This window comes from Streptomyces sp. NPDC017095, from assembly GCF_044332325.1.
In the GTDB taxonomy this organism is placed as follows: Bacteria; Actinomycetota; Actinomycetes; order Streptomycetales; family Streptomycetaceae; genus Streptomyces.
On sequence record NZ_JBIROU010000009.1, the window covers coordinates 34437 to 57801 of the forward strand.

Consider the following 23365-nt stretch of genomic DNA (forward strand, 5'->3'; position numbering starts at 1 on the left):
CTCGCATTCGGCCACGGGAAGCCTCCACTTCCATGGTCGTCAGGCCCTCGGCGGGGCTGCATCCCTGCCGGGGGCCGTCGCGTTGCTGGTGTGTGGCGCGAGCCTAGGGCCGTTGTTCGTGCGCTGATCGGGTGATCGATGAGGTTCGCTCTTACGGGTTACCGTCGGCCGGGCCCAGCGTCTCCAGCCAGTGCAGCAGGCGTTCACCCTCGTGGGTGGTGAGGGCGGGGTCCTGGAGGGTGTGGGTCAGGAGGGTCGTGCCCTGGCAGGCGGCGATCAGGGTGAGGGCCAGGTCGTCCGGGGCGGGGGCGCGCAGTGCGCGGAACTGGGCGGCCGTCCAGTCCAGCAGGCGGCGGAGCACCGCGCCGGCCTCCGCGGCGAGGGTGCCGTCCGCGCGCTTGCCGAGTTCCGTGGCCAGGGTGCCGACGGGGCTGCCGTGCCGGGCGGCGGTGTCGCGCTCGGCGATCCAGGCCGTCACCAGGCCCTTGAGGCGCTCGCGCGGGTCCGGCAGCCGGTCCAGGGTGCCGGTGAGGTCGTCCAGGCGGGCGCGGTGTTCCGCGAGCGCCGCCCGGACCAGCTCGTCCTTGGTCTTGAAGTAGTAGTAGACGTTCCCGACCGGGACGCCGGCCTCGTGCGCGATGTCGGCGAGGGTGGTGCGCTCCACGCCCTGCCGGTGCAGGACGCGGGCCGCGGCCGTCGTGAGCCGCCGGCGCTTCTGTGACGCCAGGGCCCGCCGGTCCACTGAGTTTGTCACCTGACTGACTATAGCCAGGGCGTCACTTCGCGTGCCGTACCGCGTAGATCATGACGAACGCGACGAAGTGGATGCCGAAGAGGAAATAGGCCAGGAAGTACCAGACCTGGCGTTCGTTCCTCGTCTCCTCGGCCAGGCGGCGCCGCTCCAGCGTCCCGGCGGTCCCCGGGTCTGCCGGGGGGCCGGATTCCGCGGGGGCGCCGTCGGTCATCGCGGGTCCCGGTGGACCTTGGTGTTGGACGCCTGGGCGCGCGGGCGCAGGACCAGCAGGTCGACGTTGACGTGGCTGGGCCGGGTCACCGCCCAGGTGATCGTCTCGGCCACGTCGTCGGCGGTGAGGGGCTCGGCGACGCCCTCGTAGACCTTGGCCGCCCTCTCCGTGTCGCCGCCGAACCGGGTCAGCGCGAACTCGTCCGTCTTGACCATGCCGGGGGCGATCTCGATGACGCGGACCGGCTGGCCGACGATCTCCAGGCGGAGGGTCTCGGCGAGGACGTGGGCGCCGTGCTTGGCGGCGACATAGCCGGCGCCGCCCTCGTAGGTGCCGTGGCCGGCGGTGGAGGAGACGACCACCACGACGCCGTCGCCGCTCGCGACCAGCTTCGGCAGCAGGGCCTGGGTGACGTTCAGGGTGCCGAGGACGTTGGTCTCGTACATCGTGCGCCAGTCCGCCGGGTCGCCGGTGGCCACCGGGTCCGCGCCGAGGGCGCCGCCCGCGTTGTTGACCAGGACGCCGATCGTCTTGAAGGCGCCGGCGAACTCGTCCACGGCCGCGCGGTCGGTCACGTCGAGCTGGTAGGCCACGGCGGAGTGCCCGGCCGTGGTCAGCTCCTCGGCGAGGGCCTCGATGCGGTCCTTGCGGCGGGCGGTGAGGACGACGCGGTAGCCGGCCGCGGCGAGCCGGCGGGCCGTGGCGGCGCCGATGCCGCTGCTCGCCCCGGTGACGACGGCGATGCGGGAGGCGGCGGACGGGACGGCGGTGGCCATGGCGGCTCCTGTGGCTGCGGTCGGCGGCGGTCGCGTCCAGCGTAAGTGAGGCTCAGCCGCCGTTTCGCGGGGCCCACATGATGACGGCCATCCCGGCGAGGCAGACCAGCGCGCCGGTGATGTCCCAGCGGTCGGGGCGGTACCCGTCCGCGACCGCGCCCCACAGCAGCGAGCCGGCCACGAAGATCCCGCCGTAGGCGGCGAGGATGCGGCCGAAGTGGGCGTCGGGCTGGAAGGTGGCGACGAAGCCGTAGGCGCCGAGGGCGAGGACGCCGCCGGTGATCCACAGCCAGCCCCGGTGTTCCCGTACGCCCTGCCAGACCAGCCAGGCGCCGCCGATCTCGAAGAGCGCGGCGACGGCGAACAGGGCGGCGGAGCGCAGGACGGGCATGGGGGCAGCTTCGCACGGGCGGCCGGGCCGTACGACGGCGGTGTGGCCGGTGGCGCTGTCACCTGTTGGAGGGCGCCTGGCGGGCGGCTCGCGTGGCATACATGGGTACGGCGGCCGAGCGGCGAGCGAGGAGTGGTGAGGGGCGTGCGGATGCGGGCGTGGGTGGTGTCCGGGGTGTGTGCCGGTGCCCTTCTGGTGCCGGGGAACGCGGTGGCCGCGGAGGCCGGTGTGGTGTTCCACGGTTCGGCGGTGCTGGACGGGGACCGGGCGGAGGTGCTGCTGACCGCGCGCAACGGCGGGTCCGTCGACGTGGCGGACGCCACGGTGCGGCTGCGCTGGTCGGTGCCGCTGGCCGAGGGGCAGGAGCTGCCGGCCCGGTGCGTCCGGGAGGACGAGCGGACGGTGCTGTGCGGGACCGGGCCGCTGGCCGTGGACGAGGTGGGCGAGCGGCTGCGGCTGCCGGTGCGGCTGCGGGAGCGGCAGGCGCAGGTGTCGCTGGAGGTCGAGACGGCGTGGAGCGCGGACGTGGCGGACCAGGACCGGTCCAGTGACCGGACACGGGTGCTGGTCCTGGCGACGGGAGACACGTACGCCTTCTGAACCGGGCCGGGTGGCGTGACGGGGCGGCTTGAAGGGGCCGGCCCGGTCGGGGGCAGTGGGTGGGGGCCGGGTCGGTCGGTGGTCGGAGTTCTTCCGGCCGGTTCGCCGCCCCCGGCGCGGAGGCCGAGGGGTGGTCGTAGGGCTGTCCGGCCGGTCCGGCGGGGTGGCTAGAGGGGGTTTTGCGTGTCGTAGCGTTCGCGGGCCTCGCGGACCTCTTCGAAGTGGGTCTCCGCCCAGTGCTTCACGGCGGTGAGCAGGCCGGCGAGGCTGGCGCCGAGCGGGGTGAGGGCGTAGTCGACGCGGACCGGGACGGACGGGGTGACCGTACGGCTGAGGATGCCGTCCCGCTCCAGCGCGCGCAGGGTCTGGGTGAGCATCTTGGGGCTGACGCCGGCGATCGTGCGGCCGAGGTCGCTGTAGCGCAGGGGGCCGGTGGACAGGGCGGCGACGACGAGGCTGACCCATTTGTCGCTGAGCCGCCCGAGGAGCTGGTTGGTGGGGCACTCGCGCAGGAAGGCGTCGTAGTCGGCGCGGGCCTGTTCGCGGCGCTGGGCGGCGGTCATGGTCGCCATGGGCTCTCCTCGGGGGCAGCTACGCACTTTCAGGTAACTACTTACCGATGGATAGTAGCTCTCCTACGGTGGGCAGTGCGGCCGGAACGGTGCCGCGGAATCCATCAAGTGCCGGATATACAGGGAGAGTTGTCATGCGTGCTGCCGTGGTGAGGGAGTTCGGCGGACCGGAGGCCGTGCGGATCGTGGAGGCCGGGATGCCGGAACCGGGGACGCGTCAGGTGCGGATCAAGGTGGCCGCGGGGGCGCTGAACCCGGTGGACGCGGGCGTGCGCGTCGGCGTCTTCGGCGGGGCCGGCAAGACGCTCGGGCTCGGCTGGGACGTGGCCGGCACGGTGGACGCGGTGGGCGAGCCCACCGCCTGGCGGGTCGGTGACCCGGTGGTGGCGCTGGTGCCGGGCCTGGCCGAGCCGCTGGGCGCGCACGCGGAGTACGTCGTCGTGGACGCGGGCGCGGTGGCCGCGGCGCCCGTCTCGGTGGACGCGGTGCACGCCGGCACCCTGCCGCTGAACGGGCTGACCGCGGCGCAGGCCCTGGACCTGCTGGACGTGGCGCCGGGCGGCTCGCTGCTGGTGACCGGTGCGGCGGGGGCGGTCGGCGGGTTCGCGGTGCAGCTGGCGGCGCACCGGGGGATCGAGGTCGTCGGGCACGCCCGGCCGGAGGACGAGGAGCTGGTGCGCTCGCTGGGGGCGGCGCGGTTCACGGCCGACGGGGTGGAGCCGCGCAGTGTGGACGCGGTGCTGGACGCCGCCGTGCTCGGGGCGCCGGCGCTGGAGTGGGTGCGGGACGGGGGCGCGTTCGTGGCGGTCCGGGACGGTGTGCTGCCGGCGGCGGAGCGGGGGGTGCGCACGGAGAACGTGTGGGTGCGGGCCGACGGGGCGCGGCTGGCGGAGCTCGTCCGGCTGGTGGACGAGGGTGTGCTGACGCCGCGGGTGGCGGAGACCTTCGCCCTGGAGGAGGCCGCGAAGGCGCACGCGCGGCTGGCCGAGGGCGGCCTGCGGGGGCGGCTGGTGCTGGTGCCGTAAGGCGGGGGCGGGGGGCGGAATACCTGGGGTGGGGTGGTCGTTGGAGGGGGTGTAGTTGAACAGTCAACAACTTGGAGCGTGAACGGCCATGCAGTTCGGGATCTTCACGGTCGGCGACGTCACCCCGGACCCCACGACGGGGCGGACCCCGACCGAGCGGGAGCGGATCAAGGCCATGGTCGCCATCGCCCGGAAGGCGGAGGAGGTCGGCCTGGACGTCTTCGCGACCGGCGAGCACCACAACCCGCCGTTCGTGCCGTCCTCGCCGACGACCATGCTGGGCTACATAGCGGCCCGCACGGAGCGGCTGATCCTCTCCACCTCCACCACCCTGATCACCACCAACGACCCGGTGAAGATCGCGGAGGACTTCGCGATGCTCCAGCACCTGGCCGACGGGCGCGTCGACCTGATGCTGGGCCGCGGCAACACCGGGCCGGTCTACCCGTGGTTCGGCCAGGACATCCGGGAGGGCATCAACCTCACCGTCGAGAACTACGCCCTGCTGCACCGGCTGTGGCGCGAGGACGTCGTCGACTGGGAGGGGAAGTTCCGCAGCCCGCTGCAGGGCTTCACCGCCACCCCGCGCCCGCTGGACGGCGTACCGCCGTTCGTCTGGCACGGCTCCATCCGGTCCCCGGAGATCGCCGAGCAGGCCGCGTACTACGGCGACGGCTTCTTCCACAACAACATCTTCTGGCCCGCCGACCACACCCGGCGGATGGTCGAGCTGTACCGCAGCCGGTACGCCCACTACGGGCACGGCACGCCGGAACAGGCGATCGTCGGCCTCGGCGGGCAGGTGTTCATGCGGCACAACTCGCAGGACGCGGTCCGGGAGTTCCGGCCGTACTTCGACAACGCGCCGGTCTACGGCCACGGGCCCTCGCTGGAGGACTTCACCGAGCAGACCCCGCTGACCGTGGGCTCCCCGCAGCAGGTGATCGAGAAGACGCTGGCCTTCCGCGAGTACGCCGGCGACTACCAGCGCCAGCTCTTCCTGATGGACCACGCGGGGCTGCCGCTGAAGACCGTGCTGGAGCAGCTCGACCTGCTCGGCGAGGAGGTCGTGCCGGTGCTGCGCGAGGAGTTCGCGAAGGGGCGCCCGGCGGACGTGCCGGAGGCGCCGGTCCACCCGTCCCTGCGGGCGGCGGCGCCGAAGGAGACCGTGGCGTGAACGGCACGAAGGACACGAGGGACATGGCGGAAGGAGACCGTGGCATGAAGCTGGTCGTCGTATCGGCGGGGCTGAGCGTCCCGTCCTCCACCCGGCTGCTGGCCGACCGGCTGGCCGCCGCGGTCCACCGGCGCACTCCCGTGGACCTCCAGGTGGTCGAGCTGCGCGACCTCGCCGTCGAGATCGCGCACCACCTCACCAACGGGTTCCCGGGCAAGGCACTCGCCGCCGCGCAGGAGGCGGTGGCGGGCGCCGACGGGCTGATCGTGGTCACGCCGGTGTTCAGCGCGTCGTACAGCGGGCTGTTCAAGTCCTTCTTCGACGTGCTGGACAAGGACGCGCTGGCGGGCAAGCCGGTGCTGCTCGGGGCGACCGGGGGCACGGGCCGGCACTCGCTGGTGCTGGAGCACGCGCTGCGGCCGCTGTTCGCCTACCTGCGCGCCGTCGTCGTCCCGACCGGGGTGTACGCCGCGTCCGAGGACTGGGGCGCGCAGGGGCTGGCCGAGCGGATCGAGCGGGCGGCGGGGGAGCTGGCCGTGCTGATGCCCACGGCGGCCCGGCGCGCGGAGCCGGACGTGGTGCCGTTCGCCGAGCGGCTGGCGGCGCTGGGATCCTGACGTCAGCCCGGATCTCGGTGAGAGAGCGGTAAAAAGGGTGATCGTCGGCTCGACGGGCCCCGCTCGCGGGCCGGCGGTCTTGGCAGACTGGGGGTGTGCCCCCGACTGTGCTGCTCGCCGAAGACGACCGTGCCATCCGCCATGCCCTGGAGCGTGCCCTGACGCTGGAGGGGTACGACGTGACGGCGGTCGCCGACGGCGTGGAAGCGCTGGCGCAGGCCCACAAGAACCCGCCGGACGTGCTGGTCCTGGACGTGATGATGCCGGGCATCGACGGCCTCCAGGTCTGCCGCGTCCTGCGCGCCGAGGGCGACCGCACCCCGATCCTCATGCTGACCGCGCTGGTGGAGACCGCCGACCGCATCGCGGGCCTGGACGCCGGCGCCGACGACTACGTGGTCAAGCCGTTCGACGTGGAAGAGGTCTTCGCCCGGCTGCGCGCGCTGCTGCGCCGCACCAGCCCGGCGCCCGCCACGGGCACCGGTCCCGGCGGCGGGGCCGGGCCCGGCGCGCTCCCGGCCGAGGTTCCCGTACGGGACGCGCAGTTCTCCGGCCGGCAGCTGGAGGCCGCCGGGCTCCGCATGGACCTCCAGGCCCGCCGCGCCTGGCGTGGCCGGCGCGAGCTGGAACTGACCCGCACCGAGTTCGAGCTGCTGGAGCTGCTGGTGCGCAACGCGGGCATCGTCCTCGACCACTCCACCATCTACGACCGGATCTGGGGCTACGACTTCGGCCCCGGCTCCAAGAACCTCGCCGTCTACGTCGGCTATCTGCGCCGCAAGCTGGACGAGCCGGGCGCCCCGCAGCTGATCCACACCGTGCGGGGCGTGGGCTACGTGCTGCGGGAGGACTGAGGTGGGCCGCCGCTGGCGGCTGCCGGGCCGGCCCCGGCCGAAGCTGGTCTCCCTGCGCACCACGTTCGCCGTCTCCTTCGCCGCCGTCACCGCGGCCGTCACGATCCTCGTCGGCATCCTGTCCTACGGCTCCGCCGCCCGGCTCGTCCGCGTCGACCAGCAGTCGGTGTTCACGCAGGTCGTCCAGGACGTACGGGACGAGGTGCGGCAGCATCCGATGAGCCCGGACGACTTCTCCTCCTCCCGTCCCGGGCACGACCTGGTCCGTCCCGCCCGCACCGACGTGCAGGTGCTCGGCGCCCGGGGCCAGATCGTGGACCACGGCAGTCCGGTGCTCCCCGTCACCGCCGCGGACCGGGCGGTCGCCGTCGCCCGGCCGGCCGGGCAGGTGGTCGCGCACAAGGACGTACGGGTGGACGCGGACCTGTTCCGCATCGCCACCGTCTCGCTCGGCGAGGGCCGGGGCGCGGTGCAGGTGGCGCAGGAGTTCAGCGACACCGAGGACCTGCTGCGGGCGCTCCAGCGGCGGACGCTGATCCTGATGGCCGCGGTCGTGGTGGGCGCCGGGCTGTTCGGCTGGTGGCTGGCCCGGCGGATCACCCGCCGGCTGGTGATCCTGACCTCCGCCGCCGAGAACGTCGCCCGCACCCGGCAGCTCGGCATCCAGGTGCCGGTGGCCGGGCTGGACGAGGTGGGGCGCCTGGGCCGTGCCTTCGACCGGATGCTGGGGCGGCTCGCGCAGTCGGAGGAGGACCAGCGCAGGCTGGTCCAGGACGCGGGCCACGAGCTGCGCACCCCGCTCACCTCGCTGCGTACCAACATCTCGCTGCTGCGCCGCATCGACGAGCTGCCGCCCGCCACCCGGGAGGAGCTGGTCGCCGACCTCTCCCAGGAGGCACGGGAACTGACGGACCTGGTCAACGAGCTGGTCGACCTCGCCGCCGGGCAGTCCGACGCCGAGCCGCCGCAGCGGGTGGACGTGGCCGACCTCGCCGAGGACGTCGTCGGGCTGGCCCGGCGCCGTACCGGTCGGGACGTCGTGCTGCGCGCGGGCGGTGACACGACGGTCCAGGGGCGGCCCGGGTTGCTCCAGCGGGCCATCTCCAACCTGGTGGAGAACGCGGCCAAGTTCGACCGGGACGGCACGGCGCCGATCGAGGTCTGCATCACCGGTCCGGCCCGGCCGGGCACGGTACGGGTGGCGGTGCGGGACCGGGGGCCCGGGATCGCGGACGGCGATCTGGTCCGCATCTTCGACCGCTTCTACCGGGCCGCCGACGCCCGCTCGCTGCCCGGCTCGGGCCTCGGTCTGTCCATCGTGCGCGAGGTCGCCGGGGCCCACGGCGGGGCGCCGTTCGCGTACCGGCGCGAGGGCGGCGGCTCGGTCATCGGCTTCACGGTGGGCGGCGGGCTGGTGAGCGGGGGCGAGGACGGGAGCGGTGACTGAGGCGCCGGCGGGCGTCTAGGGGCGTCGGGGGGCGTCGAGGGGGCGGAGTCGCCGGGACGCTGACTTGCCGGGTCACCGGGGCACGGGCTCACCGGGTCGCCTGCGCGCTGGCTCACCGATGGTCGCCTGCGCGCCGGGCGGGTGGTCCGCGGTCAGGCGCCGTTGCCGCCGCTGCCGCCGTACCGTCCCGCCGCGGGCCGTACGTCACCGCGCCCGTCGCCCCCTATGGCGCCCGCCGCGCCCCGCCGGGCCGTCATCAGCAGCCAGGCGAGGTTGCCCGCCGCCGCGCCCGCGGCCACCGTCGCGGCGATCACCCCGCCGGTGGCGAGGCCGTCGCTGAACAGGTGCGGGCGCCGGTCCAGGCTGTGCAGGCCGAAGCCGCACAGCTCGTACACGCCGACGGCGGCGATGGCCAGGCTGACGGCGAGCACGGTCAGCGTCGGCGCGAGAGCGCGCGCGCGGACCTCCGTACCGGGCTCCGGCTCCGTCGTGTCCTGCATGGGTCCCCCGATGGAACGGGCGTGTGAACGGCCCGGTAGCTGTTGGCTGTTGGGAACCTACAATACGTAGCGCCGTTAAGGTCGACGCCGTGCGGATCTACATCAGCGTGGACATGGAAGGCGTCACCGGGCTCGTCGACGCGGAGGACGTCCAGCCGGGCGGGCGGGACTACGAGCGCGGCCGCGCCCTGATGGCCGAGGACGTGAACGCGGCCGTACGCGGCGCGCTCGCCGCCGGCGCGACCGGCGTCCTGGTCAACGACGCCCACGGCCCGATGCGCAACATCCTCCCCGAGGCCCTGCACCCGGCGGCCCGCCTGGTGCGCGGCCGGCCCAAGCGGATGGGCATGCTGGAGGGCCTGACCGGGGAGTACGACGCCGCGCTGTGCGTCGGCTACCACGCCCGGGCCGGCACGCCGGGCGTGCTCAGCCACAGCTTCATGGGGCACGAGATCGAGGACATGTGGCTGGACGGCCGCCCGGCCGGCGAGATCGGGCTGGCGCACGCCACGGCGGCGGCGCTCGGCGTGCCCGTCGTGGCCCTCACGGGTGACGACGCGGCGTGCGCGGAGATGACGGAGTGGGACGCGTCGGTGGTGACCGTCCCGGTGAAGTACGCCCGGGACCGGTTCGCGGCCGAGCTGCGGCCGGCGGCACAGGCGCGCGCGGCGATCGAGGAGGCGGTGGCGGCGGCGCTGACCCGGGTCCCGGACCGCCCCGCGCCGCCCGTCTCCGAGGCCACGCTCACCGTCCGCTGGCAGTCCGCCTCGGTCGCCGCCGTCCTGCTCGGCATCCCCGGGGTGACGGCCGACGACGCCAGGACCGTGCGCGCGACCGGTCCGCTGCCCGCGCTGTACCGGCAGTTCGGGGTGTGGACGCGGGTGGCGACGTCGCTGACCAACCAGCCGCCGTACTGCTGACACCCCGGCCCCCGTCGTACGGCGAAGTCGCTTCCGTCCGGCCGGTGTTGTGACCCGGCCGCCCGGTGGCCCCGGTGGTCCGGGCCGGCGCCCCGCGCGCGACCGGCCGTCGTGAGGGTGGTCATCACACGACCACCCTCGGGCATCCCGTTCCCGCGGCCGGGCAGGCAGGATGGACGACGACCGCCGCACACCCGGGAGGTATCCATGGACGGGTCGACCGAGCTGGGAGACTTCCTGAAGTCCCGCCGCGCCGCGGTGCGGCCGGAGGACGTCGGGATCTCGGCGGAGCCGTCCCGGCGCCGGGTCACCGGGCTGCGCCGCGAGGAGCTGGCCCTGCTCGCGGGCGTCAGCATCACCCACTACACCCGCCTGGAACAGGGCCGCGCGGCCGGTGTCTCCGACTCCGTGCTGGACGCGGTCGCCCGCACGCTGCGGCTCACCGAGGACGAGACCGTCCACCTCAAGGACCTGGCCCGGTCCACCGCCCGGCGCCGCCCGGCCGTGTCCCGCGCCGAGCAGGCCACGCCCGCGGCCCGCCAGCTGCTCGCGGCCATGACGGACGTACCGGCGCTGCTCCTGGACCGCCGCAGCGACGTCCTGGCCTGGAACCGGCTCGGTCACGCCCTGCTCGCCGCGCACCTGCCGTGGGACGGCCCGGACACGCCCGCCGCCCGGCCCAACCTGATCCGGATGCTGTTCCTGGACGAGCGCTACCGGTCCTGGTACACCGACTGGAAGGAGGAGGCGCACCTCGCCGTCGCCTCCCTGCGCCTGGTCGCCGGCCGGCATCCCGACGACCGCGCGCTGGCCGAGCTGATCGGCCGGCTGTCCATCCAGAGCGACGAGTTCGCCGCCCTGTGGGCCCGGCACCCGGTGCGCACCTGTACCTCCGGCACCAAGTCGCTGCGCCACCCGGCGGTCGGCACCCTGGAGCTGAGCTTCGAGAACCTGTGCCTGCCGCGCACCGCGGACCACCGCCTCATCACCTACACGGCCGAGCCCGGCACCCCGTCCGACGCGGCCCTGCGCCTGCTGGCCGCCACCGCGGCCTCCGCCGCGACGGAGGACCTGCCGGCCCTGGACCCACGCTGAGCCGTGGCCCGGCGCGGCCGGCCCCCGCGGGGATGGCGGTCAGTGGCCGCCGGCGAGTTCTCCGGTGAGTGTCCCGTGGATGCGGGCGCTGGCCTCGTTCAGGCCGATGATCTCGACGGTCTTGCTGCGCTGGGCGTACTTGGCCTCGACGGCATCGAGCGCGGCGACGGAGGAGGCGTCCCACAGGTGCGTGCCGGACAGGTCGATGACGACCTTGCCGGGATCGCCGGCGTAGTCGAACCGGCCGGCGAGGTCGTTGGCGGAGGCGAAGAACAGCTCGCCGGTGACCCGGTAGACCACCGTGGTGCCGTCGGGGCCGGTGACGGCGGTGACCTCGGCGAAGCGGGCGACGCGCCGGGCGAAGACGGCCATCGCGGTGATCGAGCCGACGACGACGCCGACGGCGAGGTTGTGGGTGGCGACCACACAGGCGACGCCCCTCCGCCCGCTCCCAGGGCGGCTTCCGCCTCTATACCGAGGCCGACGTGGCCCGGCTGGTGATCATCCGCCGGATGAAACCGCTCGGCTTCGCGCTCGACGAGATGCGCGCCCTGCTGGAGGCCACCGACCGCCTCGACTCGGGCGAGGAGCTGCCCGCCGGGGAACGCGAGGCCCTGCTGGCGCGGATCCGCGGTTTCGAGCAGGCCGCCCGGCGGCGCGTCGAGGACCTCCGTACCCAACTGGCCAGGGCGGAGGAGTTCGCCACCACCCTGGCGGACCGCCTCACGGCAACTTCCGCACCCGCCCCGGCCGCCGTCGCCTGAACCCCTGCCCCAGGGTTCCCCTCGGGGTTCCCCCGGGCGCGGGGCGATGGCCGCACGGTGCCGGGGTGCCCGTCGTCGCGCTGTCAGTCCCGGAGATCGCCGAGCCAGCGCAGGGCGGTCAGGCTCGGCAGGAAGCAGTACTCGCCTCCCCGGGTGACGACGAATCGCGGCAGCGGGGCGAGGCACCGGCGCAGCGGGCGCCGGGGAATGGTGTAGCCGGCACACCCGTCGTGGGGTCCGGTGACGGGGTCTTCGGCGTCGTTCGCGCCGAAGAAGACACCGTCGTTCATCCATTGCGTCTGGACGAACTCGAACTGCCGCCCCAGGTGCGCCCCGACGAACGCGAACATGAGGCCGCGGTCGGCGCCGTCGTCCTCCAGTACTCCTTCGGGCAGCGGCGGGCCGTAGACCGCGCCGCGCCGGATCATGCGGTGCAGCCGTACCTCGCCCGCCACGGAGGCGTCGCGGGGGTTGGCGCGGCGGATGTGGCTGCCGCCGGGCGTCGTGAATCCCGCCGGATCGTCGGTCTCGTACAGGAAGGTGTTACGGCGGTGCGGGTCGGCGCCGAGCGCGGGATCGTCGGCGTGCGGCGCCAGTGCGAGGGGAGCACCGCTGCGCCAGCGCCCGAGGATCTTCGCGGCGATCAGTTCCTCGTCCTCGGGCCCGGTGGAGTTGTCCTTCAGATAGCGCCGGAACGCGGCGACGTTCTGGTGCAGCTTGCGGAAGACCGCGTAACTGCCGTTGCGGCCCAGCACGGTGGGCCGGGGGCTCTGCACACCGCCGAGTTCGTCGCGATGCCCGAGGACGAACTCGCCGGCTTTCAGCGGTACTTCCAGCCGGTTGGAGCCCGGGATCCCGCTGCCCTCGACGGCCGGATGGCTGACGCCGTCGCGATAGCCGAAATGCTCGGTCTCGGTGGGCAGCGCGTAGCAGTCCTGCCGCCATACCGCCGTCACCCCGGCGAGTTGGTCGTAAGCGGGGCGGGCGCGGTCGATCGCCGCCTTCAGGCGCTCGGGGTCGGGCGCGACCGCGGTGAACACCACATGGAGGCCGGGGCCGCCCAGCGGCGTCTCCCAGTGCTCCGGGCCGCTGTCGCCCACATCGCCCAGCGTCCTGGCGCGGGCCGCCATCCCCTGCCGGAACTCCCAGGAGAACGTCTCCAGTGCGGCGCGCGGCACCCCCAGCGCCTCCAGGCCACGGCAGGTGACGGCCACACTCACCCAGGTCTCCCCCAAGGGGCTTACCGCGTCCGCCGCGGAGGTCACCGCCGTACTCGCGCGCCGCATCAGCTCCCGCCCGTGCGCCCGGTCGTCGATGCGGAAGGCGAGATAGGCCGCCGCGTAAGGCGTCGGCCGGCCGCCGAGAACCCCGCGCTGGATGTCCGCGAGGTCCAACGTGTCCTCGGTGTGCACAGGCACGGCCGGCCTCCCGTGGCTCTACTTGGAGACGAGGTTGCGCCAGAAGTTGCGCAGACTCTCGTCCCCGCCGAACAACGAGCTGAAGATCGTCGAGTCCGCCAGCAGCAGATCGCCGGCGCGCTCGCCGCCGGGAGGCATCCACAGGAACATGTTGAACTCGGTGTTGCCGGCTTCGGTGAACGGATGCGGCCTCGACCTGTCGATCGGCTGCCTGGCCAGCACGTGGACGGTGTCCGACTGGCCGGGGGTCACGTCGTAGTGCGGCAGGTGCATGTGGAAGTTGAAGTTCACCACGCCGTCCAGCCAGTCCTTCGTGTCCAGGTCCCGGACCGTGGACAGAGGGACGATCCGGTTGTCCTCGCGGGTCGCCGGGCGCAGCCCGTACCGGTTGGTCACCGGCACTCCGAGGCCCCGCATCAGATCCCTCACATAGGTGGCGAACCGCTGTTGGCGTGGCACCAGGGGATCGCCGTGGTGGCGGTATTCCAGCTCCCGTACCGCCGGGTCGTCCGACGCGCCGACGTCGTGGTGCGGGCCGAGGACGAGACGGGTGTCCTCGCGGGCGGTGAACGCCCGTAGGGCCTCGATCTCCCCGGGCTGTGCCGTCTGCCCGGTGACCGCGTGGTCCAGCCCGAACACGAACAGGACGTCCGTGTCGTCGAGCACCCGCTCGTCCAGCGGGGTGAAGAAACCCGCCTGGTCGATGCGCTGGTACACCGGCACGGGGTGCCCCGTGACCTCCTCGACGAAGTCCTGGAACGGCACCCAGGCCCAGAAGAACAGCTCCAGCGATCCGGCGACGCCCTGCTGGAACCGGTACGGGTCGGACCACTGCGGGTCCTCGTACGCCGGCCACGCCGTCCGCCTGACCTCGGTCATCGTGGAGAACCGGTTGTCCAGCTCGGCCGGGTTGCGGCCGGCCTCGGCCGGATAGCTCCACGAGACGTAGATGCTCACGCGCCGCCCGCCAGGGGTGTACTCCCGCGGAATGTGCCTCTGGTTGTACGTGCGCGCGGTCCTGACCTCGCTCATTGCCACTCGTCTCACTGCATCTGGTCGAGCATCTCCGACAGGGCGTTCTTGATCCGCAACGCCTTCTTGATCTCGTCCGCCGTCACGTACGGATACTCGCCGTACTCGATGAAGCTCGGACAGTGGTGTTCCCGTACGAAGCGCACGAACGCCTCGGGGTTGGTCTGCCAGTCCTCGGGAAACCCTTCGAGGTTCTCGAAGGTGGTACTCACACCCAACTCACTGAACAGCGCGACAGCGTCCTCGGTGTACTTGTCGAAATCGGTGTCGAAGATCCCCTGGTACAGGAAGCGCGTGTCGTCGTCGAAGAGCACCCAGCGCAGATAGTGCAGCTTCAGGGGCGCGAGAAAGTGCGGGTTTAGCTCCACTGCCTTGGCAAGGGTATGGCCGTGCTCCCGTATCGCGTCGGCCCTGCCCGGCTTGACCTTCGCGACGATCGTGAAGCCGTAGCAGGCAGGAGTCCTCGGATAGACGGGGCCGTACTTCCCCTGTTCCAGGTGGTCGGTCTCCTTGGGGATGACGACTGCCTGAGGCTTGATCTCCATGTCCGTGCCCTTCCGCATCCGGGGCCGGGACCGGTCCGTCTACAGCGTGGCACTCGACAGCCGGGGGCGCCTGCCGAGCGGCCGGGCTGATCAGCGCGATCGGGCTGCGGCGAGGTCAGTGCGTCACCGCGGCCTTGTCGAGGTCAGTGCGTCACCGCGGCCTTGAGGAGCACGATGAGCAGCCCGAGCGTCAGGTTGACGGCCCCGGTGACCACCACCGCGCGGCGGGCCGCCCCCGCGCGTACGGCGGCGACCGTGGACCAGCCGACCTGACCGGCCAGCGCTGCGCCGAGGGCCAGCCACAGCGCCCCTCGCGAGCTGATGCCCAGCAGGGGAGTGACGGCGACCGCCACGGCCGGCGGGACGGCCGCCGTGACGATGGGCCACTCGGACACGCACGCCCGCCGGATCCGTCCCGCGCTCACGGACACGTACCTGACCCGTGACCCGAACAGCCGGGCGAACACGTGGGTCGCCCAGAACACCAGCCCTGTGCCCAGCAGCAGGAGTACGAGTTCCAGCCGGGGGCGGGAACCGAGCGAGCCGGTCCCCGCCCCGACCACGACCGAGGCCGCGAGCAGCGAGCCGTACACGGCACCCGTGTAATCCCGCCCCTCCACGGCATCCGCATGCGGCATGGGCGGCCTTCGCGCAGGAGGCCGATCTTCCATGACCCCAGTGTGGTCACTGGTGCGGTGTGCCGCACGGCCACGGCCGCGCGCGGTCAGTGCCGACGGGCGTCGTCGGCGCAGGTCGGCTCCGCGGCAAGACGGAGGTGAAGACCGCCGTCCCGATCGGGCTCGGCATGGGCCGCGGTCTCAGTGGAGAGCGGGGACACGGGCGGAGTCCATCGCTGGTGGGTGCCTGGTACGGGCGCTGGCGACCTGTCCAGGGGGCGGCCGGACAGGTGTGGCGAGGCAGCCGAGGGCGACGGCGGACCGGTCCGACGGCTCGTGTTCTCGGCATGGCAATCCGGAGCCGTGTGACCTCGGTCCTCGTGAAGTACCTCTGTTGCTTGAGAAAGCCGCGGAAGTACCGACGCTGTTTCCGAGCCGGCCGTCCCCGTCACTCGTATGCCCAAGCTCGTCCGGTCTGTCGGTACTCCTCCACGGGGATCGGTTCGACTCCGGTTCGCATACGAGCCGTGTACAGCAGACCTTCGAGGTGGTCGGCCTCGTGGTGGATAAGGCGGGCAAGGCCCCGTTCGTAGACGGTAGAGGTGGTCTCCGCGGCCAAGGTGGTGGCCTCGACGGTGATTCGCAATGGGCGAGGGACAAGCCCGCGGACGTCGAAGAAGCTGAGGCAGCCTTCGTACTGCTCGTCCGTCTCCGCCGAGTGCTCGGTGATCCGCGGGTTGAGCAGGATGACGGCCGGAGCGTCGTCGGGCGGAAGGACGACGGCGGCGGCGCGGGCGATGCCGATCTGCGGGGCGGCGATGCCCATGCCCTTGGCGAAGGGGTGGACCTGGCCGATGCGCTCGATGGCGGTGAAGAGTTCGTCCACGATGCGCTCTGCCTCTTCGCGCTCGGCGGGCAGGTGGAAGGGACGGGCCGGTTCGGTGAGGATGCCGGCCCCGCGCTGGACGACGCCGAGGTCTCGCATGCGCTGGCTGGGCCGCACCTCAATCACCTGAACTCCCTTGTTCTGCTGCGCCTTCTGGCCGTGCTCGGAACCGCCGTTCCAGACGGTACCGAGCGTGCAGGGCGGGTGTGGTCGTGATCCATGCGCATTGCCGTAGCCCTGCGTCGTCGCTGCGGACGGGTGGGGTGCGCAGCGGGGAGGCTTCGGCGGTCATGGACGTCTCCGTGCCCCACACGACGGGATCGAGGCCGGTGGGGAAGACGAGCTGGAGAGCTGTTCGGTGGGCAGGCGTACGGCTCGCTGGAACCAGTTGCCCCACGCCGCGCCGCACCATGGGTCGAGGCGGCCCGCGCCTACAGCCGGCAGGGGCGCCCGGCGGACGCCTACCAGGCCCTGAGGATCGCCGCGACCTGCGCCGCCCAGGACGTCCGCCGCCCCGACGTCCGCGGCCTGGTCGCCGACATGGCCGCCCGCGACCGCCGACGTACCCTGCCGGAGCTGCATCACTTCAGTCGCCGACTGGGAGGCCCCGCGTGACCGGACCGACCGCCCTGGACAAGAAGCCCTTCCTGTACGTCGTCGTGTGCGCGAGCGGTGTCGCCGGTGACGTCGGCAAGCTGATCACGGCCGCCCAGGAGGCGAACTGGGATGTGGGCGTCATCGCCACCCCGCAGGGACTCGGCTTCCTCGACGCGACGGCGGTCGAGGCGCAGACCGGTTACCCGATCCGCTCCGCCTGGCGCTCACCGGGAGACCCGCGCCCCCTGCCCCCGGCGGACGCGATCGCCGTGGCTCCCGCCACCTTCAACACGATCAACAAGTGGGCCGCCGGGATCTCCGACACCCTCGCCCTGGGCATCCTGTGCGAGGCGTACGGCATGGGCATCCCGACCGTGGCCCTGCCCTACCTGAACTCCGCCCAGGCCGCCCACCCCGCCTACCGGCAGAGCCTGGACCGGTTGCGGGGGATGGGCGTCCTGATCGGCTCGGGCGAACCGCACCGGCCGAAGGCCGGCGGCGCGGCGGACCGCTTCCGCTGGGAGGAAGCCCTCGAACTGCTGGCATCCGACGTCGACACGGCACGGTGAGGCCCTGCGCACCAGGAACGCAGGGCACATCATTCCTGACTCAGTCCCGCAGGTCTCTGACCATGACCGCGTACACCGGTGAGTCGGCGAAGGGTTGCTGCTCGCCGACTCTGGCGTATCCCCACGTCTCGTAAAGCGCTTGGACCTTGGGGTGGGTGACGTCGATCAGCGGCACGGCGGGGTCTTCCGTACGTTCCTTGAGCAGCGCCTCGTGCAGGCGGTCGGCAATTCCCTGCTTACGCCAGCCTGGGCGCACCATCACTTCGGAGACCGCGTAGGTGGAGGAATAGCCGTTGTTCGGCTCGTACGCGGTGGAACGCCACCATTCGCGGCCAGGGGCGAGCGGGGCGCCGTAGGCGAATTCGCATGCGGTGTTCCACCTGCCGGTGGGGGACGGTCGCGCCGGCCACCCCGGCGGAGCCCCGTACGACCGGCTGATCGCCACGTGCGGCCTCCGCAGCATCCCGCCCGCCTGGCTGGAACAGATCCGGCAGACTGCGCGCGTGGTCGAGTGTGCGCTGGATGAGGGTCTGGTCGAGGATCGCGGCCGGGGCCTGGGAACCGATGTGAGCGACGCCGGCATAGACGCGCCACCTTCCTCGCGCGCGAGGAAGGTGGTGAGACCCGCACCCGCAAGGCGATCGACGACGCCTCCACGGAAGCGGAAAGCGACCTCCCGGCACCCAGTGCCCCCAGAGAAACCTAGGTGCGCTGGCCGTCCGATGGCCCTCCGGGCACTGGAGAGGGCGGGGTCGGGAAACCCCGCCCGCACCCACCGGAACCCCGGCTCAAGGCCAGACCAAGCAATAAGGCTGATGCCCCGCCTCGTGCAACCGATGGCTGAAGTCCTGCCATTCGTGCAGCAGTTGGTACACGTTGAACGCGTCCCGGGGGCCGCCGCGGTCCGGGACCGTGGACCAGATGAAGGCCGCCGCGCCCACCGCCTCCTCGCCGATGCCGCGCAGGGGGTCGACGACCGTCATGGGGAGTTTGACCACGGCGTAGTCGGGGTGCAGGACGACCAGTTCCAGGGGCGGGACCTTGTGCAGGGGGACGCCCTCGATGCCGGTGAGGACCATCGCGGCCATCGTCTCCGGCTTGATCTTGGTGAACATGCCGTTCATGCCCAGCTCGTCGCCGCCGAGTTCCTCGGGTCGCATCGAGATGGGGACACGGGCCGCGGTCGCGCCGTCCGGTGCGCCGAAGTACTTGTACGTCACCCCCACCCGACCACCATTCCTGCTCCCCGCCCGGAGGCGGTCGGCCCGGTGGTCGACCCGGCGGTCGATCTGCCGGTCGTACCGCTCGGGCTCTCCCGGTGCACCCTGTGCCTGACGTGCGTCGGTCTGTCGTGTCTCGGTCGTTTCCTCCGCGTCGCGCCGGTGCCTTCCCCGCCGGGCACGTCGAGGACCCAGGTCGTCAGTCCCCTCGCCCAGTCCGCCACCGCGATGCATATCTCCACCCGACTGCTTTTCTAGGACGCGTGGCCCCCGCCGCGCAACCCGATCATCGTGTCAGTGACCTCCCCCGCGGCCGTCCGCCGAAACGTACGGTGGAACAACACGCCGCGCGGGAAATTCCCGGCCCCTGATCATTACGTGCGCAGGAGCTGTGTGTATCAGTTCTCAGTCTCGCAGACGAGGGATGGCACCGCTTCGATCTTGAGGGCGACGGCACCGCGGCCGGGGCGCGGCCTACCCTGAGGAGGTCCCCCCGCAACCGGAGCCCGAGAAGCCGGAGAAGCCGCACGTCATGAGTGCCATGAGCGAAACGCCCTATCCCTACGACGCGCCCGTGTCACAGGCGCTCTTCGACCGCGCCTCCGTCGTCACGCCGGGCGGAGTGAACTCCCCGGTGCGCGCCTTCCGCGCCGTCGGCGGCACGCCCCGGTTCATGGTGTCGGGCACGGGCCCCTACCTCACCGACGCCGACGGCCGCGAGTATGTCGACCTGGTCTGTTCCTGGGGCCCGATGATCCTCGGACACTCCCACCCGGAGGTCGTCGCCGCCGTACAGGAGGCCGTCGCGCGCGGCACGTCGTTCGGCACGCCCGGCGAGGGCGAGGTGGCGCTGGCCGAGGAGATCGTCGCCCGGATCGAGCCGGTGGAGCAGGTGCGGCTGGTCAGCAGCGGCACCGAGGCCACCATGTCGGCGATCCGGCTGGCCCGCGGGTTCACCCGGCGGTCGAAGGTGATCAAGTTCGCCGGCTGCTACCACGGGCACGTGGACTCGCTGCTCGCCGCGGCCGGCAGCGGTGTCGCCACCTTCGCGCTGCCCGACACGCCCGGCGTCACCGGGGCCCAGGCCGGCGACACGATCGTGCTGCCGTACAACGACCTGGAGGCCGTGCAGGAGGCATTCCACCGGCACCCCGGTGAGATCGCCTGTGTGATCACCGAGGCGTCGCCGGGCAACATGGGCGTCGTGCCGCCGGACCCCGGGTTCAACCAGGGTCTGAAGGACGCCTGCCGGAAGAACGGCGCCCTGTTCATCTCCGACGAGGTGATGACCGGTTTCCGCACCAGCCGCGCCGGGTGGTACGGCGTGGAGGGCGTGGCGCCCGACCTGATGACCTTCGGCAAGGTCATGGGCGGCGGGTTCCCGGCCGCGGCGTTCGGCGGCCGGGCCGATGTCATGGCCCACCTCGCGCCCGCCGGACCCGTGTACCAGGCCGGCACCCTCTCCGGGAACCCGGTCGCCACCGCGGCCGGCCTCGCCCAGCTCCGGCTGCTCGACGACGCCGCGTACGAGAAGGTCGACGGCGTCTCCGAGCAGATCCGGACGCTGGTGAGCGAGGCGCTGGCCAAGGAGGGCGTCGCGCACCGGGTGCAGACGGCCTCCAACATGTTCTCCGTGTTCTTCACGGACCGGCGGGTACGCGACTACGAGGGCGCCAAGCGGCAGGAGTCCCACCGCTACACCGCGTTCTTCCACTCGATGCTGGCGAACGGCGTCTACCTGCCGCCGTCGTCCTTCGAGTCCTGGTTCGTGTCCACGGCCCACGACGAGCGGGCCATCCAGACCATCGCCGACGCCGTTCCGGCGGCGGCCCGGGCGGCTGCGGAGGCCACGGCGGAATGAGCGGCACCTCTGAGAACACCCGCGGGAGCAACCCCGGGAGCAAGGACGTCACCGTCGTCCACGTCATGCGGCACGGCGAGGTCGAGAACCCGGACGGCATCCTGTACGGCCGGCTGCCCGGCTACCACCTGTCCGAGCTGGGCCGGCAGATGGCCGACCGGGTCGCCGAGCACCTGGCCTCCCGGGACGTGACGTACGTCTGCGCCTCGCCGCTGGAGCGGGCGCAGGAGAGCGCCACGCCGATCGCCAAGGCGCACGGGCTGGACCTCGCCACCGACGAGCGGCTGATCGAGGCCGGCAACGTCTTCCAGGGCAAGACCTTCGGCGTCGGCGACGGCGCGCTGCGCAAGCCGGACAACTGGAAGCACCTCGTCAACCCGTTCCGGCCGTCCTGGGGCGAGCCGTACGTCGACCAGGTCGTACGCATGATGGGCGCGCTGAACGCGGCCAGGGACGAGGCGCGCGGCCACGAGGCGGTGCTGGTCAGCCACCAGCTGCCGATCTGGATCCTGCGGTCGTACGTCGAGCGGCGGCGGCTGTGGCACGACCCGCGCAAGCGGCAGTGCACGCTCGCCTCCCTGACGTCCTTCACCTATCAGGGTGACAAGATCGTGTCGGTCGGGTACAGCGAACCGGCCATCGATCTGGTCCCGGTGCACCTGCGGGCCGGCGCCCGGCCGCAGAAGGGCAAGGGCACGGTCCAGGGGAAGGCGTTCGGCGCCTGACCGGGCCGGCCGGGCCACCGGTCGTCACACAGCGTCCGTTTGGCGTGGCTTAGCGCATTTTCGCAGGTCTTGTTGCGAAAAGCAGAAGAATCAGGGGAACCTCCCCGATCATCGCGCCCTCTGACTGGGTGACCAGCAGGCAGCAGCGATGATCGGGGTTCTCCCATGCCCATCTACTCCCGGCCCCTCTCCCGGAGGGGAATGCTCGGCCTCGGCGCGGGTGCGGCGGCCGCCGCCTCGCTCGCCGGCTGCGGTCCCACGTCCTCGGACGGCGCCGGGCGCCCCGCCGGTTCCCGGACCGAGCAGGGCAGCAAGGGCGGGCGGCGTCCGGCGCGGCCCATCGGGGACGGCTCCACCTCCTTCACCGGCCCGCAGCCGCACCAGCCGGCCAGGCCGGAGCCGCTGGAGCCGGGCCAGACCCCGCCGCAGTTCGTGATCTTCTCCTGGGACGGCGCCGGCGAGGTCGGCAACGGTCTCTTCCCGCGCTTCCTGGACCTGGCCAAGGAGCACGGCGCGAGCATGACCTTCTTCCTCTCGGGGCTGTATCTGCTGCCCGAGTCGAAGAAGCGGCTGTACGAGCCCCCGAACAACCCGCGCGGCGCCTCCGACATCGGCTACCTCACCGACGAGCACATCAAGGCGACGCTGGCGAACGTGCGCCGGGCCTGGCTGGAGGGCCACGAGATCGGCACCCACTTCAACGGGCACTTCTGCGCCGGGGGCGGCACGGTCGGCAACTGGACGCCGCAGCAGTGGGGGAGCGAGATACGCCAGGCCAAGGCGTTCGTGAAGGAGTGGCGGACCAACACCGGCTGGACCGACCTGCCCTCGCTGCCGTTCGACTACGACAAGGAGCTGGCCGGCGGCCGTACGCCCTGTCTGCTCGGCCAGGACAAGCTGCTGCCCACGGCCCGCGAGCTGGGCTGGCGCTACGACGCCTCGTCGCCGGGCGGCCGTCAGGTGTGGCCGGACAAGCGCCTGGGCATCTGGGACCTGCCCCTCCAGCAGATACCTTTCCCCGGACGCTCGTTCGAGGTCCTGTCCATGGACTACAACATGCTCGCCAACCAGTCGCTGAACTCGACCAAGGCGCCCGCCTACAACTACCCGGGCTGGCGCAAGCAGTCCGCGCAGGCGTACATCCAGGGCTTCCAGCGGGCCTACGAGACGAACCGGGCGCCGTTCTTCGTCGGCAACCACTTCGAGCAGTGGAACGGCGGCATCTACATGGACGCCGTAGAAGAGGCCTTCAAGCACATCGCGCGGGAGAAGGAGAAGGGCGCCGACGTGCGGCTGGTCTCCTTCCGCCAGTTCGTGGACTGGATGGACGTGCAGAAGCCCGAGACGCTCGCCAAGCTGCGCACGCTCGGTGTCGGGCAGCAGCCCGCCGGGGGCTGGAAGCAGTTCCTGCGGAAGACCGGCGCGGCCTCCTCCGACGCGGCCTGAGCGGCGCCGGCCGGACCGCCCGGGCGGCACCGGGCCCACCGGCCCCGCGACGACGGATGTCCGAATTGCCCCGTGTAAATACGCCCTGAAATGCGCTTTTCCGCCCGGCAGGGGGGCGCGCGAAAACCCGGGCACCGCCATGCGAAACTTTTCACATGAGTACCCGTAGCCGCGCCGTCCTGCTGACCGCTGTGGCCGCCGCCGCGGCCCTCACCCTGTCCGCGTGCGGTAAGGGTGGCGTCTCCGGCGGCGGTGGCGACACCCACTTCGTCACCGGCAGCAACGGCATCGACACCGTCCCGGCCGGAAAGCGCGTCGCGGCCCCGGACCTGTCCGGCAAGACCATCGACGGCAAGACCCTCGACGTGGCCGACTACCAGGGCCAGGTCGTCGTCATCAACGTCTGGGGCTCGTGGTGCGGACCGTGTCGGAACGAGGCGCAGTACTTCGCCAAGGTCTCGAAGCAGTACGAGGACAAGGGCGTCAAGTTCGTCGGCATCAACACCCGGGACACGAGCACCACCCCGGCCGTGAACTTCGAGAAGGAGCACGGTGTCGGGTACCCGAGCCTGTACGACCCGACGGGCAGGCTGATGCTCCGCTTCAAGAAGGGCACGCTCAACCCGCAGCTCGTCCCCTCCACGCTCGTCCTCGACCGGCACGGGAAGGTCGCCGCACGGGCCCTGGAGGCGCTGGACGACACCGGCCTGCTTGACATGATCAAGCCGGTCCTCGCGGAGAAGTGA

General features: G+C 72.3%; 25 protein-coding genes and 5 pseudogenes. 16 read left to right on the forward strand and 14 right to left on the reverse strand.

What is annotated here, in order from left to right; all coding sequences use genetic code 11:
* Positions 1–151: 151 nt before the first annotated feature.
* Genes ACH4OA_RS19020 through ACH4OA_RS19035 form a run of 4 tightly spaced genes read right to left on the reverse strand, consistent with a single transcriptional unit; the run spans position 152 to position 2132 of the window.
* Entirely contained in the window at positions 152–754 is a 603-nt protein-coding gene (locus ACH4OA_RS19020; protein ID WP_397969874.1) for a TetR/AcrR family transcriptional regulator, read from the reverse strand.
* Between the two features lie 22 nt (positions 755–776).
* Complete coding sequence (locus ACH4OA_RS19025) at positions 777–965, reverse strand: hypothetical protein (protein ID WP_397938489.1); 189 nt, start codon at positions 963–965, stop codon at positions 777–779.
* Entirely contained in the window at positions 962–1741 is a 780-nt protein-coding gene (locus ACH4OA_RS19030) for an SDR family NAD(P)-dependent oxidoreductase (RefSeq protein WP_397938487.1), read from the reverse strand. Before ACH4OA_RS19030 ends, ACH4OA_RS19025 begins: the two co-directional genes overlap by 4 nt.
* A gap of 52 nt (positions 1742–1793) precedes the next feature.
* A complete protein-coding gene (locus ACH4OA_RS19035; RefSeq protein WP_365873471.1) occupies positions 1794–2132 on the reverse strand; it encodes a YnfA family protein in 339 nt (112 codons plus the stop codon).
* Positions 2133–2282: 150 nt separating this feature from the next.
* On the opposite strand from ACH4OA_RS19035, the gene ACH4OA_RS19040 reads away from it, so the two are divergent.
* Positions 2283–2732 carry a hypothetical protein gene (locus tag ACH4OA_RS19040; RefSeq protein WP_397970107.1) on the forward strand — a complete coding sequence of 150 codons (450 nt, stop codon included), beginning with the start codon at positions 2283–2285 and terminating at the stop codon, positions 2730–2732.
* Positions 2733–2899: 167 nt separating this feature from the next.
* On the opposite strand, the gene ACH4OA_RS19045 is transcribed toward ACH4OA_RS19040, so the two are convergent.
* Positions 2900–3304 carry a helix-turn-helix domain-containing protein gene (locus ACH4OA_RS19045; RefSeq protein ID WP_365873477.1) on the reverse strand — a complete coding sequence of 135 codons (405 nt, stop codon included), beginning with the start codon at positions 3302–3304 and terminating at the stop codon, positions 2900–2902.
* A 134-nt stretch (positions 3305–3438) separates the two neighbouring features.
* Between ACH4OA_RS19045 and ACH4OA_RS19050 the strand changes: the two genes are divergently transcribed.
* The 5 genes from ACH4OA_RS19050 (at position 3439) to ACH4OA_RS19070 (ending at position 8424) form a co-directional block, all read left to right on the forward strand.
* Complete coding sequence (locus ACH4OA_RS19050) at positions 3439–4329, forward strand: NADP-dependent oxidoreductase (RefSeq protein ID WP_397949272.1); 891 nt, start codon at positions 3439–3441, stop codon at positions 4327–4329.
* A gap of 88 nt (positions 4330–4417) precedes the next feature.
* A complete protein-coding gene (locus ACH4OA_RS19055) occupies positions 4418–5506 on the forward strand; it encodes an LLM class flavin-dependent oxidoreductase (RefSeq protein WP_397938483.1) in 1089 nt (362 codons plus the stop codon).
* 44 nt (positions 5507–5550) lie between these two features.
* A complete protein-coding gene (locus ACH4OA_RS19060) occupies positions 5551–6123 on the forward strand; it encodes an FMN reductase (protein WP_397938554.1) in 573 nt (190 codons plus the stop codon).
* Between the two features lie 107 nt (positions 6124–6230).
* A complete protein-coding gene (locus ACH4OA_RS19065; RefSeq protein WP_365873493.1) occupies positions 6231–6977 on the forward strand; it encodes a response regulator transcription factor in 747 nt (248 codons plus the stop codon).
* A gap of 1 nt (position 6978) precedes the next feature.
* Positions 6979–8424 (forward strand): ATP-binding protein, encoded by a 1446-nt coding sequence (locus ACH4OA_RS19070; protein WP_397938481.1) that lies wholly within the window; start codon positions 6979–6981, stop codon positions 8422–8424.
* Between the two features lie 152 nt (positions 8425–8576).
* Here the strand turns inward: ACH4OA_RS19070 and ACH4OA_RS19075 are convergent, their stop codons facing one another.
* Positions 8577–8924 (reverse strand): hypothetical protein, encoded by a 348-nt coding sequence (locus ACH4OA_RS19075; protein WP_397969876.1) that lies wholly within the window; start codon positions 8922–8924, stop codon positions 8577–8579.
* Positions 8925–9013: 89 nt separating this feature from the next.
* Between ACH4OA_RS19075 and ACH4OA_RS19080 the strand changes: the two genes are divergently transcribed.
* Positions 9014–9844, forward strand: a complete 831-nt coding sequence (locus tag ACH4OA_RS19080) for a M55 family metallopeptidase (RefSeq protein ID WP_397938477.1) — start codon at positions 9014–9016, stop codon at positions 9842–9844.
* A 207-nt stretch (positions 9845–10051) separates the two neighbouring features.
* Positions 10052–10939 (forward strand): helix-turn-helix transcriptional regulator, encoded by an 888-nt coding sequence (locus ACH4OA_RS19085; RefSeq protein ID WP_365873489.1) that lies wholly within the window; start codon positions 10052–10054, stop codon positions 10937–10939.
* Between the two features lie 39 nt (positions 10940–10978).
* On the opposite strand, the pseudogene ACH4OA_RS19090 reads toward ACH4OA_RS19085, so the two are convergent.
* Positions 10979–11374 (reverse strand): annotated as a pseudogene (locus tag ACH4OA_RS19090) (STAS domain-containing protein); the annotation flags it as partial.
* 2 nt (positions 11375–11376) lie between these two features.
* Between ACH4OA_RS19090 and ACH4OA_RS19095 the strand changes: the two are divergent.
* A pseudogene (locus ACH4OA_RS19095) lies at positions 11377–11703 on the forward strand (MerR family DNA-binding protein); the annotation flags it as partial.
* 83 nt (positions 11704–11786) lie between these two features.
* Here ACH4OA_RS19095 and ACH4OA_RS19100 read toward each other — a convergent pair.
* The 5 genes from ACH4OA_RS19100 to ACH4OA_RS19120 form a co-directional block, all read right to left on the reverse strand.
* Complete coding sequence (locus ACH4OA_RS19100; RefSeq protein ID WP_397969878.1) at positions 11787–13121, reverse strand: Dyp-type peroxidase; 1335 nt, start codon at positions 13119–13121, stop codon at positions 11787–11789.
* Positions 13122–13139: 18 nt separating this feature from the next.
* Complete coding sequence (locus ACH4OA_RS19105; protein ID WP_397949278.1) at positions 13140–14078, reverse strand: hypothetical protein; 939 nt, start codon at positions 14076–14078, stop codon at positions 13140–13142.
* Positions 14079–14164: 86 nt separating this feature from the next.
* Complete coding sequence (locus ACH4OA_RS19110; RefSeq protein WP_397938469.1) at positions 14165–14698, reverse strand: hypothetical protein; 534 nt, start codon at positions 14696–14698, stop codon at positions 14165–14167.
* Between the two features lie 143 nt (positions 14699–14841).
* Positions 14842–15336, reverse strand: a complete 495-nt coding sequence (locus ACH4OA_RS19115; RefSeq protein WP_397969880.1) for a hypothetical protein — start codon at positions 15334–15336, stop codon at positions 14842–14844.
* A 427-nt stretch (positions 15337–15763) separates the two neighbouring features.
* Positions 15764–16327: a peptide deformylase gene (locus ACH4OA_RS19120; protein ID WP_397969882.1), complete on the reverse strand. Its 564-nt coding sequence runs from the start codon at positions 16325–16327 to the stop codon at positions 15764–15766.
* Between the two features lie 258 nt (positions 16328–16585).
* Here ACH4OA_RS19120 and ACH4OA_RS19125 point away from each other — a divergent pair.
* Both ACH4OA_RS19125 and ACH4OA_RS19130 read left to right on the forward strand, forming a co-directional pair.
* Positions 16586–16816: pseudogene (locus ACH4OA_RS19125) on the forward strand (transcriptional regulator); the annotation flags it as partial.
* The gene (locus ACH4OA_RS19130) at positions 16813–17367 is read left to right on the forward strand and encodes a flavoprotein (RefSeq protein ID WP_397969883.1); all 555 of its coding nucleotides are present in this window, start codon (positions 16813–16815) and stop codon (positions 17365–17367) included. The pseudogene ACH4OA_RS19125 and the gene ACH4OA_RS19130, both read left to right, overlap by 4 nt.
* Positions 17368–17407: 40 nt before the next feature.
* On the opposite strand, the pseudogene ACH4OA_RS19135 reads toward ACH4OA_RS19130, so the two are convergent.
* Positions 17408–17728, reverse strand: a pseudogene (locus ACH4OA_RS19135) (GNAT family N-acetyltransferase); the annotation flags it as partial.
* A 25-nt stretch (positions 17729–17753) separates the two neighbouring features.
* On the opposite strand from ACH4OA_RS19135, the pseudogene ACH4OA_RS19140 reads away from it, so the two are divergent.
* Positions 17754–17816, forward strand: a pseudogene (locus tag ACH4OA_RS19140) (hypothetical protein); the annotation flags it as partial.
* 339 nt (positions 17817–18155) lie between these two features.
* On the opposite strand, the gene ACH4OA_RS19145 reads toward ACH4OA_RS19140, so the two are convergent.
* On the reverse strand, positions 18156–18593 hold the full coding sequence (locus ACH4OA_RS19145; RefSeq protein ID WP_003974483.1) for a hypothetical protein: 438 nt from the start codon (positions 18591–18593) through the stop codon (positions 18156–18158).
* Between the two features lie 535 nt (positions 18594–19128).
* Between ACH4OA_RS19145 and hemL the strand changes: the two genes are divergently transcribed.
* The 4 genes from hemL (at position 19129) to ACH4OA_RS19165 (ending at position 23365) form a co-directional block, all read left to right on the forward strand.
* The gene (gene hemL / locus ACH4OA_RS19150) at positions 19129–20448 is read left to right on the forward strand and encodes a glutamate-1-semialdehyde 2,1-aminomutase (protein ID WP_397946791.1); all 1320 of its coding nucleotides are present in this window, start codon (positions 19129–19131) and stop codon (positions 20446–20448) included.
* Entirely contained in the window at positions 20445–21173 is a 729-nt protein-coding gene (locus tag ACH4OA_RS19155; RefSeq protein WP_397938464.1) for a histidine phosphatase family protein, read from the forward strand. The genes hemL and ACH4OA_RS19155 overlap by 4 nt, the downstream gene beginning before the upstream one ends.
* A 165-nt stretch (positions 21174–21338) precedes the next feature.
* The gene (locus ACH4OA_RS19160) at positions 21339–22619 is read left to right on the forward strand and encodes a hypothetical protein (protein WP_397969884.1); all 1281 of its coding nucleotides are present in this window, start codon (positions 21339–21341) and stop codon (positions 22617–22619) included.
* Positions 22620–22774: 155 nt separating this feature from the next.
* Positions 22775–23365 (forward strand): TlpA family protein disulfide reductase, encoded by a 591-nt coding sequence (locus ACH4OA_RS19165; protein ID WP_397938461.1) that lies wholly within the window; start codon positions 22775–22777, stop codon positions 23363–23365.

Excerpts from the sequence above, each read along its gene's own strand:
- ACH4OA_RS19035 (WP_365873471.1), bottom strand. The coding sequence starts at position 2,132 with ATGCCCGTCCTGCGCTCCGCCGCCCTGTTCGCCGTCGCCGCGCTCTTC.
- ACH4OA_RS19165 (WP_397938461.1), top strand. The coding sequence starts at position 22,775 with ATGAGTACCCGTAGCCGCGCCGTCCTGCTGACCGCTGTGGCCGCCGCC.
- ACH4OA_RS19055 (WP_397938483.1), top strand. The coding sequence starts at position 4,418 with ATGCAGTTCGGGATCTTCACGGTCGGCGACGTCACCCCGGACCCCACG.
- ACH4OA_RS19110 (WP_397938469.1), bottom strand. The coding sequence starts at position 14,698 with ATGGAGATCAAGCCTCAGGCAGTCGTCATCCCCAAGGAGACCGACCAC.
- ACH4OA_RS19050 (WP_397949272.1), top strand. The coding sequence starts at position 3,439 with ATGCGTGCTGCCGTGGTGAGGGAGTTCGGCGGACCGGAGGCCGTGCGG.
- ACH4OA_RS19040 (WP_397970107.1), top strand. The coding sequence starts at position 2,283 with ATGCGGGCGTGGGTGGTGTCCGGGGTGTGTGCCGGTGCCCTTCTGGTG.
- ACH4OA_RS19155 (WP_397938464.1), top strand. The coding sequence starts at position 20,445 with ATGAGCGGCACCTCTGAGAACACCCGCGGGAGCAACCCCGGGAGCAAG.
- ACH4OA_RS19160 (WP_397969884.1), top strand. The coding sequence starts at position 21,339 with ATGCCCATCTACTCCCGGCCCCTCTCCCGGAGGGGAATGCTCGGCCTC.
- ACH4OA_RS19045 (WP_365873477.1), bottom strand. The coding sequence starts at position 3,304 with ATGGCGACCATGACCGCCGCCCAGCGCCGCGAACAGGCCCGCGCCGAC.
- ACH4OA_RS19115 (WP_397969880.1), bottom strand. The coding sequence starts at position 15,336 with ATGCCGCATGCGGATGCCGTGGAGGGGCGGGATTACACGGGTGCCGTG.
- ACH4OA_RS19060 (WP_397938554.1), top strand. The coding sequence starts at position 5,551 with ATGAAGCTGGTCGTCGTATCGGCGGGGCTGAGCGTCCCGTCCTCCACC.
- ACH4OA_RS19030 (WP_397938487.1), bottom strand. The coding sequence starts at position 1,741 with ATGGCCACCGCCGTCCCGTCCGCCGCCTCCCGCATCGCCGTCGTCACC.
- hemL (WP_397946791.1), top strand. The coding sequence starts at position 19,129 with ATGAGCGAAACGCCCTATCCCTACGACGCGCCCGTGTCACAGGCGCTC.
- ACH4OA_RS19075 (WP_397969876.1), bottom strand. The coding sequence starts at position 8,924 with ATGCAGGACACGACGGAGCCGGAGCCCGGTACGGAGGTCCGCGCGCGC.
- ACH4OA_RS19025 (WP_397938489.1), bottom strand. The coding sequence starts at position 965 with ATGACCGACGGCGCCCCCGCGGAATCCGGCCCCCCGGCAGACCCGGGG.
- ACH4OA_RS19085 (WP_365873489.1), top strand. The coding sequence starts at position 10,052 with ATGGACGGGTCGACCGAGCTGGGAGACTTCCTGAAGTCCCGCCGCGCC.